This window comes from Oleiphilus sp. HI0080 (assembly GCF_001635135.1).
Genome location: NZ_LWFU01000206.1, coordinates 1 through 8,494, shown reverse-complemented (window position 1 = coordinate 8,494; position 8,494 = coordinate 1). Strand labels below are relative to the sequence as shown.

Below are 8,494 nucleotides of genomic sequence, written 5' to 3'. Positions count from 1 at the left end.
GCCACTGAAAACCAAGGGGAAAGGCATATCGCGGTTTTTTGGGTGTAAGAGTACGCCCAGAATATAGAGAATCTCTTCTGCCGTTCCAACACCACCGGGAAATACGATGATTGCATGTCCCAAGCGCACAAACGCTTCGAGTCGTTTTTCGATGTCGGGCAAAATGGTCAACTCATTTACGATTGGGTTAGGCGATTCTGCCGCGATAATGCCCGGTTCGGTGACGCCTATGTAGCGACCAAGGGCATGACGCTGTTTTGCATGGCCAACGGCTGCTCCCTTCATTGGGCCTTTCATCGCTCCGGGTCCGCAGCCAGTGCAAATATTCAGTGCGCGCAGCCCAAGCTGATAGCCCACCTCTTTGGTGTAATCGTATTCGGTTCGACCGATCGAATGCCCGCCCCAGCAGACCACGATGTCTGTCTCGCAGTTGGTTTTTAGAAGGTTCGCGTTGCGCAATAGATGGAAAATAAAGTTGGTAATGTGTTCTGAGTATTTTAGATTCAGGTTGTTGTTTTTGATCAGGACATTCTCGGTATAGATAATGTCGCGCACGACTGAAAACAAATGATTGTTGATGCCCTGAATCATATCTCCGTCAACAAAGGCGTTTTCAGGCGCGCTTTTTATGTCTAGTTTAATGCCACGAGGCTGCTGAATAACCTGAATAGCGAAATTCTTGTAGGCTTTTAGCAGGCTCTCGCCGTCATCGCTAATCGAACCGGAATTCAGCACCGCGAGTGCGCAGCGTCGAAAAGTTTCTTGAAGGTGCCTGTTTTTTTTGTTGCGCAGCAGACTGACCTCGTGCCGTGACAGTATGTCCATACTGCCTTTTGGCGTTACACGAGCGTCTATTCCTTTCTTTGTCATTATTTGTCTCCAATACTACGTTTGCTGCATGATCTCTCTCAGTATAGCGGCACGCGCGAGTGAAGAAGTGTAAATTGGCGCAACTTTGATCTTTATTTCATATAGAATACGCCGCCTAAAAAATTTGGTTTGAGAGCTGCCATGAAATTTATCGTCAAACTTTTTCCAGAAATCACCATCAAGAGCAAACCCGTGCGCCAACGCTTGGTAAAACAGCTACGTCAAAACGTACAGGTTGTTCTATCAAAAGAAACCGATGGCGCTAAAGTGCAAGGTTTTTGGGATAAGATCGAGGTGCGTTTACTGCCGGACTACGCGGCAGATGAGCCAAAACTGATCGCTGCCTTGCAGCGCATTCCGGGGATCGCAAATATTCTTAAAGTAGAGAGCCATGAACTTGAAGGGATTGACGATCGTTTTGAAGATATTGCAGACATCTGTATTAAAACTTATGGCGATCAAGTAAGCGGGAAGAGCTTTGTGGTTCGCGTGAAGCGCGCAGGGCAGCACAGCTTCGCATCTACGGATCTAGAACGTTATCTTGGCGGTGCCTTTCTTCAGAACACCAAAGCATCTCGAGTGGAATTAAGAGAGCCGGATGTGGCGATCAAGCTCGAAATACGTGACCAAACCTTGTATGCCATTGCCGAACGGTATGAGGGCTTGGGTGGTTTCCCTATTGGCACGCAAGAACCGGTGTTGTCCCTAATTTCTGGCGGATTTGATTCGACGGTATCCAGCTATTTGACGATGAAGCGCGGTTTGAAAACGCACTTCTGTTTTTTCAATCTCGGCGGAGATGCGCACGAAATCGGCGTGAAGCAGGTTTCGCTGTATCTTTGGGAAAAATATGGTCGTTCACATCGTGTTCAGTTTGTGACGGTGCCGTTTGAAGGCGTGGTCGCCGAGATTCTGAAGAATGTTAATCACTCCCACATGGGGGTGATACTGAAGCGGATGATGATGCGCGCGGCACAAGAGGTGGCGGATCAACTGAATATTCAAGCGCTTGTTACCGGAGAGTCGGTTTCTCAGGTGTCGAGCCAGACAATCACTAATCTGAACGTAATTGATAAGGTGTGTGAAACGCTGGTGCTACGTCCGCTGATTACCATGGATAAGCAGGATATTATTCGTCTTTCGACCGACATTGGGACGGAAGAGTTTGCGAAAAATATGCCTGAATACTGCGGTGTGATTTCAGATCGCCCAACAACCTGTGCGAAGCTGGATCGCGTCTTGGAGGAAGAATCGAAATTCGATTTTGACGTGCTCAAGCAAGCGGTTGAAGACGCATATTTTATGAAGATTGATCAGGTCATGCGACAGCAGAAAAACATCGTCGATGTCGAGGTGACAAATCTGCCTCATGTTGGCGATGTGGTGATTGATATTCGAGGCGCTGAGGAGCTAATAAAAGCACCATTGACGCTGACAAATAACGAGATCGTGCACATCCCGTTTTATGAGTTAATGAGTGAGGTAGAGCGCTTGGATAAGTCCCAGCGCTACTTGATCTATTGTGAGAAAGGCACCATGAGCCAGCTGCATGCAAGCCACCTGAAAGGCATGGGTTATACAGTCGCTGTATTTAAGCCCTGATGCTGATTGCTAGGGTTGCTTTGCATCCCTAGCTGCCAACAAAGCCAAACGTGTATTTGCCTAGCAGCGGTGAAGCTCTTGTCTTCTAAAGGCAGCATATGCCCAAAGCCCTGTAAACGATGAAAGTGACGGCCCTGGCCAAGATGGCGAGCCAGACGTCGTGCAACTCTTGGTGAGCAATATTGATCATCGCTACCGGCGATGGTCATGATGGGGCAGGAGATTTTTTCGCGCTCTATAGATGCACTCGATTTAGTATTAAGGTACCAAAACCAGGTCTGATGAATGGCTAGGCCTGATTCGTAACAGAGATACCCATAGAATTTCTTCGCCGTCTCATCATTGAGTTTATTGAACAGAAGATTTCGTGCCGCGCGGAATGTCGGCTTAATACCCCGTTTCCAAAAGAAGGGGGTAGTGCATGTATCAACAAGCGCTCGGGCTGGAGGAAGTGCGGAACCGATAGGAGAAGGCGCCTCGGGCGAAAGGAGCAGTAATGCGTCAGGATCAACACGCATAGCCAACTGAAGCGCCAAAACGGCACCCATACCGTGACCAGCGACAACGATTTTGCCACCATTGATAGCGATGGCGCGAAACTCTTCTTCTAGATAATCCAAGTAGTCAACAAGACTCAGACCTTCGGGATGTTGCGGCTGGTTTCGAGAAAAATGCTGGGGCAGTGCAAGCGCTTTCGTCTGATAGCCAAGCGCATGAAAATAATTCTGATACTGTTCCCATATACGGGGGGTTGTCCAAAATCCATGCACGAAAATAAGTGATGTCATGATACTACTCCTTGATCGCGTATTTTCGTCATGCACGCCTTTGAATTCAAGCTATTAAATCATCGAAAAACGGTCACACGAGCCCCATTTCAGTGCAGATTCTTTATTTCCTCTAGGAACCTCCTCCTCATAGGTGTCGGTCTACGATACTGACTACGCCATAAGGGGCGAGCAGTGTATTTTGATCTGTTGGAGGATAAGGCTTTTTGCGGCAGTTGAGTGTGAGAACTCTACATCAACACCAGCTAGCTTCGTGCTCCGGATTTTTCAAAAGCTCCTCAACATTAGCGTGCAGTACCCGATACCCAACATTACCGTATAGTACTTGTCGATTGTTGTTCATAACAAAACTTGGGCTTCCCGCGATATTTTGTTGGCTCGCCTTTCGATAGTCAGAGAGTAGCATTGCTAACGCTGTGCCGTTATCTATGCTCGTTCTTAGTCGGTTGACCTCCAGCCCGTGTTGTTTTGCGATCTCCAGCAAAACGGGTATCTGAGATATATCTAACGCTTGCATAAAGAAAGCTTGCCTTAGCGTCAAAGCGAAGGCCTTTGCCTTGTCTTGTCCATAGCTGAGTGAAATCGCTTTGATAAACATATGTGCATTAGCAGAAGTGCTTGGTCGAACTTCTGTCCAGAGACGGTCGTTAACTGTCGCATTGTCGTATGGTTGCACTGCATGCATTACGTGTTGAGCAAATCCTTCATAACTGCCTCGCTCCGTCCATTGCAGCTCTATTCTCTTAGCGACGTCACCAAAAAGATCAATGTAATAGTGGTTGATGGCAATCTGGTCACCAAATTGTTCATGTAGTTCGTCCAGTCGACGCTGAGCAATCCAAGCCCAGACGCAAAGCAGATCAGTGTAGTAGTCGATTACAATCGGGGGGCTCATAAAATCTCTACCTCGTTTTACTGAGAATGTACGGTTTGAATTAATTGTCTGCTTGTGCGGACAAGACTTGATCAAGAGCGCAGGTAATGACTATTACGTTGGTATAGCCCACTCTTTGAAGTTGCTCGGCGGCCAGTGTCGCACGTGCTCCAGTGGAACAATGAATATAGATCGGCGTGTCTGCTGAGCAAGCGTGCTCTCCAATTTTCATTTCAATTACGCCGCGAGGAATATTGACGGACTTGGGAGCGCTTACTTCAGCTACTTCACCAGGTTCCCTGACATCAATGATGATCGCCTTCTTAGGAAGGTCATTCAGGCATTCACTGGCGGTTGCGCAATTTAAGTTGGTTCGCGCTTCCTGAATCAATTGCGGAATGGATATAATCATGTATGGCTCTTCTCTCTTTGAGAACTCTATGATGGATGCAGAGTCATTATGCACGAGTATCAGGAAAGTGTAACGGATCGCTTACTCCCGATCTAACGTCAGATCTTGTTGTAGAAAAGGCATAAGTAAAAGCTTTAGTTCGTCTTCTGAATTGCTTGTGCCTGTGATGCAAAAACAAAAAAAATATGAACTTCTCGCAAAGCGCCGAGTCTCTACTTGCGACTGTGTTAAAAAATAGCGCATTCCAAAACAAATAACTTTGAGAGGATCAAGAGATGACAACAGTAAGCAAACTCACTAAATCAACAATTGCAGGCTTAGTAACTTTAGGCGTAATGGGCGCATCTTCAGATGCACTTGCAGGCAAGCCGGGTTTCGAGAAATGTCAGGGTATCGCGAAAGCAGGCATGAACGATTGTGGTACTAGCAAGCACAGCTGTGCAGGCCAAGCTGCGACCGATGGCGATCCAGAAGAGTGGGTGTATGTGCCAGAAGGAACGTGCAAAAAAATTGTAGGCGGCAAAGTTAAGTAAGTACTGCTTTGGCGCGGGGTCGGGTCTATGGGTTCGAAAGTATCAGATCAAAAGCTAGAGGGCTTAGGACTCGGTCTACGCGCGAAACATTATCAGGATATTCTCACTTCTGATTCTAATCCTGATTCCAGCTCTAGTATCAGTCCAGAGTGGTTTGAGGCATTGACCGATAACTATCTCGGTGATGGCGGCATGCCGCTATATTATTTGGGGCAGATAGCCGAACGTTTTCCATTGAGTTTTCATGGTGTTGGTTTGTCTTTAGGATCAACCGACCCGCTAAACGAGGATTATCTTCAGCGCTTGGCCCGTTTGGTAAAGCAATTCGATCCGCAGCTTGTTTCCGACCATTTGTGCTGGAGCAGCGCCTCGGGCATTCACGGTCATGACCTTTTTCCAATGCCATATACCGAGCTTGCTGCGCGACATATTGCAGAGCGAATACAGCAGGTGCAAGAGCGCTTGGGTCGGCAGATATTGATCGAGAATGTGTCGAGCTATCTGCAATTTGGTGAAAGCTATCTCAGCGAAGTTGAGTTTTTATGTGAGGTTGTAGAGCAAGCAGACTGTTTGCTTTTATGCGACCTCAACAATATTTACGTTAGTGCAAAAAATCACAACTTTGATGCCTTTGATTACCTCACACGTCTTCCTGCATGTCGGATAAGAGAGCTGCATTTGGCAGGTTTTGAAGATCAGGGCTCGCACTTACTCGACACGCATGGAGCCTCGGTGCATGACAATGTTTGGACACTCTACGCGGCAGCTTTGGCGCGTTTTGGTCGTGTTCCGACCTTGATTGAATGGGATACTAATATTCCCGAGTACTCAGTGCTTTTAGATGAGATGAAAAAAGCGTCGGTATTTTGGGAGGCTGCGCGTGATGTCGCTTGAACACCTCCAGGACGCATTTATCCGTGGCGTTTACTCCGGCCAGTTAGACGAAGCAGATCGGCTGATTCAAGCAAGTGGGCGGCTCAGTCCGACGCAACAATTCGAGATCTACATGGGCAGTGTCACGGGCAATCTTGTTGCCGCATTGGGGGATATTTTTCCAAGAGTGAAGACGGCCTTGGGCGACACATTTTTTGATGCGCTTTCGCGTCGATATATAAAATTGAACCCTTCGAGATCTTGGAGTTTAGATCACTACGGGGCGCAATTCTCTCAATTTTGTCGCGATTTCAAACCTCTGGCGGCCTACCCCTACATCCCGGATTTAGTCTCTGTCGATTGGGCCTGGCACATGGCATTTCATTGCAAGGATGCGCAAGCAATCGATGCAAGCCATCTGCAATCGATGTTGAGTTCGAGCCCAGACGCGCGCTTTATGTTGCACCCAAGCGTCGTGTTGATTGACTCCGATTATCCGATTTTCCAGCTCTGGCAGTTCAATGAGCGCGCGCGTGAAGGGCGTAATGAGGAAAATTTCCAGCTCGATCAAGGCGCTGAATGCATGTTGATTTGGCGGACGGGCCTTCGTGTTGAGACCAAAGCGCTCAATCGCATCGATCGCTTTTTACTTAAAGCTTTTCGTCAAACACCAGATCAACCACAGACGCTGGAGCAGGCTTTTGAGCGCGCGTTGATCGCCTGTGAAAAAGAAGATGACTTTGCCATTGAGCAGCTGAGCACTAGCTTGTCATTGTTTATAAATCTTGGATTGCTTTGTGAAGCCGGTAATTCGAGCGACCTGAGACAGAGTAATAGGAGGTTTTAAATGAGTACGACTGAGACTATCGCATCATTTGTATCTGGAGGTATCCGTATTATCAACCAGGCGCAGGACGGCTTATCGGTTGTTTTTCGATTGGCTATGGCTCAAGTATTTTGGGCGGCTGGGATGAGTAAGATTGCGTCTTGGAGTTCTACGCTGGATTTGTTTGCCTATGAGTACGCGGTACCTTTGATTCCTTCCACAATGGCTGCCTATATGGCGACAGGTGCCGAGCTGTTGTTTCCTGTCCTGCTTGTCCTTGGTTTAGGGACGCGCGTCGCGGCCGGCGGTTTGTTTATCTTGAATGCGGTTGCTGCAATCAGTTATCCAGATATTAGCCCCGCGGGCATGAATGATCATTACTTCTGGGGTGCGGTGCTTTTGAGTGTGTTTTTTTACGGTCCGGGGCGCTTGTCGATCGATCACTTTATCGCGCGCAAGTGGAAGGCTTGATCTTTGTGGGCATTTCACGCGTAATATCGAGACAACAAGCATTGGGGTAGATGTGTGGACATAGGCGATCATCGCAGAGAGTATATGAGTGAAGGAATCGATGATTCCTCCATGAATTTAAATCCGGTCAAACAATTCGAGCTTTGGTACGCGCAAGCGAAAGAGGCTGGCATTGAGGACGCAAACGCCTTTAGTTTGGCAACGGCGACTGCTGATGGATTTCCATCCGTTCGAACAGTACTCCTAAAGTTGTTTGACGATGAGGGCTTTGTGTTTTTCACCAACTACAACAGCCGCAAAGCAAAAGAGATTAAGGGCAACGCACAAGTAGCGATGCTGTTTCCTTGGTTGCCTTTAAACCGCCAGGTTCGAATAGAGGGAAGCATCGAAAAAATTTCGAGTGTTGACTCGTTTAAATATTTCGCCGGAAGGCCAAGAGGCAGTCAAATTGGCGCTTGGTGTAGTGATCAAAGCGACGTGATTGAATCTCGTGGATTTCTAGAACAGAAGTACCGGGAGGCGGCTGAAAAGTTTAAGCAGGGCTCGATTCCCTTGCCCTCATTCTGGGGTGGTTATCGAATCAAGCCAGTGTCGATTGAGTTTTGGCAAGGACGCGAAAGCCGCTTGCATGATCGTTTGGTTTATCGTAAATCCGACGAGGGCGGTTGGAGTATTTCCAGGTTGGCCCCTTGAGTCTCGGCCGTCGGTGTAAAAAGGAGTAGTTCCAAAAGTTTTGCTCTGGTGTGTGTTGATGTGGTCACGTTCGTCGCACGCGCTTCGTTTTGAAGGCGGGAAAATTCCGCCTCTAGAGACTCCAGCTTGGATTGCGTTTGTGCAAGCTGCGCATTTCGTTCTTCAATAGTACTCGTGTTTGACACCATGCGCTCCTGCGTAATGTTTAGTACTCTCGACAGCTTATCGACGTGCGCTTCGGCAACTTTTACTTGTTGGAAATACTGACGCTGCTGGTCTATCTGCTCATAGGCGAAATAGCCCGCTGCAACGCAGGTAATAAGTAGCAGAGGTGCAATTAAAGAAGCTTTGTTTCGTTTGGCCAAGCGTTGGCGGTGGCGCTGCGTTTCGAAAATCTGCTCACGCTTTTCTAACAGCAATTGTTGCTCTGCTAACTGCTGCTCTCGCGCCAATAACTCTTTCGCTTTGTTTTGCGTTGCTCGTTCACGCTCGGCAACGTCTTGTTGCAGTGCCGAAATGCGCTCATTTGAGCGCTTTATGTAGTCTGCTTCA

11 protein-coding genes are annotated in these 8,494 nt (G+C 47.8%); 6 read left to right on the top strand and 5 right to left on the bottom strand.

From position 1 onward, the window contains the following. Window positions 1–870, bottom strand: an 870-nt coding sequence (gene ppnN, locus A3751_RS02275) for a nucleotide 5'-monophosphate nucleosidase PpnN (protein ID WP_156492203.1), incomplete at its 3' end; no start/stop codon positions are given. Window positions 871–1,011: 141 nt separating this feature from the next. Here ppnN and thiI point away from each other — a divergent pair. Continuing rightward, entirely contained in the window at window positions 1,012–2,472 is a 1,461-nt protein-coding gene (gene thiI / locus A3751_RS02270; RefSeq protein ID WP_068451637.1) for a tRNA uracil 4-sulfurtransferase ThiI, read from the top strand. Here thiI and A3751_RS02265 read toward each other — a convergent pair. The 3 genes from A3751_RS02265 to A3751_RS02255 form a co-directional block, all read right to left on the bottom strand. Further along, window positions 2,445–3,260 carry a carboxylesterase gene (locus tag A3751_RS02265; protein ID WP_068451634.1) on the bottom strand — a complete coding sequence of 272 codons (816 nt, stop codon included), beginning with the start codon at window positions 3,258–3,260 and terminating at the stop codon, window positions 2,445–2,447. The genes thiI and A3751_RS02265 overlap by 28 nt on opposite strands. Before the next feature lie 235 nt (window positions 3,261–3,495). Then, window positions 3,496–4,155, bottom strand: a complete 660-nt coding sequence (locus tag A3751_RS02260) for a DsbA family protein (RefSeq protein ID WP_068451630.1) — start codon at window positions 4,153–4,155, stop codon at window positions 3,496–3,498. A 40-nt stretch (window positions 4,156–4,195) separates the two neighbouring features. Next, window positions 4,196–4,546: a rhodanese-like domain-containing protein gene (locus A3751_RS02255; protein WP_068451627.1), complete on the bottom strand. Its 351-nt coding sequence runs from the start codon at window positions 4,544–4,546 to the stop codon at window positions 4,196–4,198. 275 nt (window positions 4,547–4,821) lie between these two features. On the opposite strand from A3751_RS02255, the gene A3751_RS02250 reads away from it, so the two are divergent. The 5 genes from A3751_RS02250 to pdxH all read left to right on the top strand — a co-directional run bounded on the left by A3751_RS02250 (window position 4,822) and on the right by pdxH (window position 7,942). Then, window positions 4,822–5,079 (top strand): DUF2282 domain-containing protein, encoded by a 258-nt coding sequence (locus A3751_RS02250; protein ID WP_068451624.1) that lies wholly within the window; start codon window positions 4,822–4,824, stop codon window positions 5,077–5,079. A gap of 27 nt (window positions 5,080–5,106) precedes the next feature. Continuing rightward, the gene (locus A3751_RS02245) at window positions 5,107–5,973 is read left to right on the top strand and encodes a DUF692 domain-containing protein (protein WP_068451620.1); all 867 of its coding nucleotides are present in this window, start codon (window positions 5,107–5,109) and stop codon (window positions 5,971–5,973) included. Next, window positions 5,963–6,799, top strand: a complete 837-nt coding sequence (locus A3751_RS02240; protein WP_068451617.1) for a putative DNA-binding domain-containing protein — start codon at window positions 5,963–5,965, stop codon at window positions 6,797–6,799. Before A3751_RS02245 ends, A3751_RS02240 begins: the two co-directional genes overlap by 11 nt. Beyond that, window positions 6,800–7,249 carry a DoxX family protein gene (locus A3751_RS02235; protein WP_068451614.1) on the top strand — a complete coding sequence of 150 codons (450 nt, stop codon included), beginning with the start codon at window positions 6,800–6,802 and terminating at the stop codon, window positions 7,247–7,249. An 84-nt stretch (window positions 7,250–7,333) separates the two neighbouring features. Next, a complete protein-coding gene (gene pdxH / locus A3751_RS02230) occupies window positions 7,334–7,942 on the top strand; it encodes a pyridoxamine 5'-phosphate oxidase (protein ID WP_231871834.1) in 609 nt (202 codons plus the stop codon). Here the strand turns inward: pdxH and A3751_RS22530 are convergent. Next, the coding region (locus tag A3751_RS22530) for a hypothetical protein (RefSeq protein WP_197466117.1) at window positions 7,891–8,494 on the bottom strand (604 nt) is incomplete at its 5' end. The genes pdxH and A3751_RS22530 overlap by 52 nt on opposite strands.